We start from the raw sequence: 1,425 nt of genomic DNA, 5'->3' as shown, positions 1-1,425 counted from the left end.
CTAGTAGTGCTTCGTTACGTTGGGTGATCTTGCCTGTTGGTGGGCATTCTTCAGGTGTGAAGCTGGGGGATGTGGAGCGGCTCCGTGGTGAGTTGGCGGAGTTCGTGGGTGATGTGTTCGGGTCGTTGCCGCGGAGGGACCAGCGTCGGTGGGGTGCCTGTTACCTGCGGGGTCTGATGCTGGACGGTCGGCGCAAGTCGATCCAGCCGATGGCTGCGCGGTTGCCGGACGGGAACATGCAGTCCCTGCAGCAGTTCGTGAACCAGTCGCCGTGGGATCCGTGGCCGGTGCGCAGGCGGATCGCGCGGCGGCTGTCGGAGGCGATCGCGCCGCAGGTGTGGGTGATCGACGACGTGTCGTTCCCCAAGTGCGGCCGGGCATCTGCTGGAGTGGCCCGGCAGTACTGCGGGGCGCTGGGCAAGCGGGCGAACTGCCAGGTCGCGGTCAGCGTCCATGCCGCCACCGACAGCGCGTCGTGCCCGCTGGACTGGCAGTTGTACCTGCCCCGCGAGTGGACGGATGATCCCGGGCGGTGCCGCCAGGCGGGCGTCCCGGAGGGCACCGTCCACCAGGAGAAGTGGCGCCTGGCGCTCGGGCTGTTGGACAACGTGGCCGGGTGGGGGCTCGATGCCCCGGTGGTGGTCGCCGACGCGGGTTACGGCACCAGCACGCCCTTCCGCCACGGCCTACAGGAGCGGGGCCTGTCCTATGTCCTCGCGCTCACCGGCAAGGAGGTCGCGCACGGGCTGGACGTCGAGCCGCACCGCCCCGACTACGGCGGGCTGGGGCCGCCCACCCTCGCCCGCTACCGAACCGCCCCGCGGTCGCTGGACCTGCACGCGGCCGACGCCGCTGCCGCCGGCCGTTTCGCCGAGACTGCCTGGCGGCAGGGCCGCAAAGGGCCCATGACCTCACGGTTCGCGGTGATGACCGTGCGGATGGCGGGCAAGCAGTCCCTGGCGGCCGCCCAGGCGGCGGGCGGCGGACGCAACCGGTGGGACGGCGTCCTGCCCACCGCGACCGTCCTGGTCGAGTGGCCCGACGGCCACGACGCTCCGACCGGCTACTGGATATCGAACCTGCCGCCCGACACCCCCGTGGCGGACCTGGTGCGGTGGGCGAAGATGCGCTGGCGCATCGAGCACGACTACCGCGAACTCAAGCACGGACTGGGACTGGACCACTTCGAGGGACGCACCTGGCGCGGCTGGCACCACCACGTCACCCTCGTCACCGCCGCCCAGGCATTCCTCACCCTCAGGCGGCTCGACCCAAAAGCACCGACGCCGGCCTGACCCTCTACCAGGCCCTGGACCTCCTCCAGGACCTACTCAAGGGCTGGACCGGCACCTGTGCCACCTGCAACCGCCCCCTACCCCGCACAAGAACCAGACACAGAACCAGAACCTAACGAAGCACTACTAG

1 protein-coding gene is annotated in these 1,425 nt (G+C 70.2%); it reads left to right on the top strand.

Going from position 1 to position 1,425, the window contains the following annotated elements; all coding sequences use genetic code 11:
* The first annotated feature begins 56 nt into the window (after window positions 1-56).
* The gene (locus ACFUEL_RS39695; protein ID WP_380243091.1) at window positions 57-1,295 is read left to right on the top strand and encodes an IS701 family transposase; all 1,239 of its coding nucleotides are present in this window, start codon (window positions 57-59) and stop codon (window positions 1,293-1,295) included.
* Window positions 1,296-1,425 lie beyond the last annotated feature (130 nt).

Origin of the sequence: Kitasatospora sp. NPDC057198 (assembly GCF_042670125.1) — a bacterium.
Taxonomy (GTDB): domain Bacteria; phylum Actinomycetota; class Actinomycetes; order Streptomycetales; family Streptomycetaceae; genus Kitasatospora.
The sequence above is the reverse complement of the archived record's forward strand: the minus strand, read 5'-3'. Positions and strand labels throughout refer to the sequence as shown.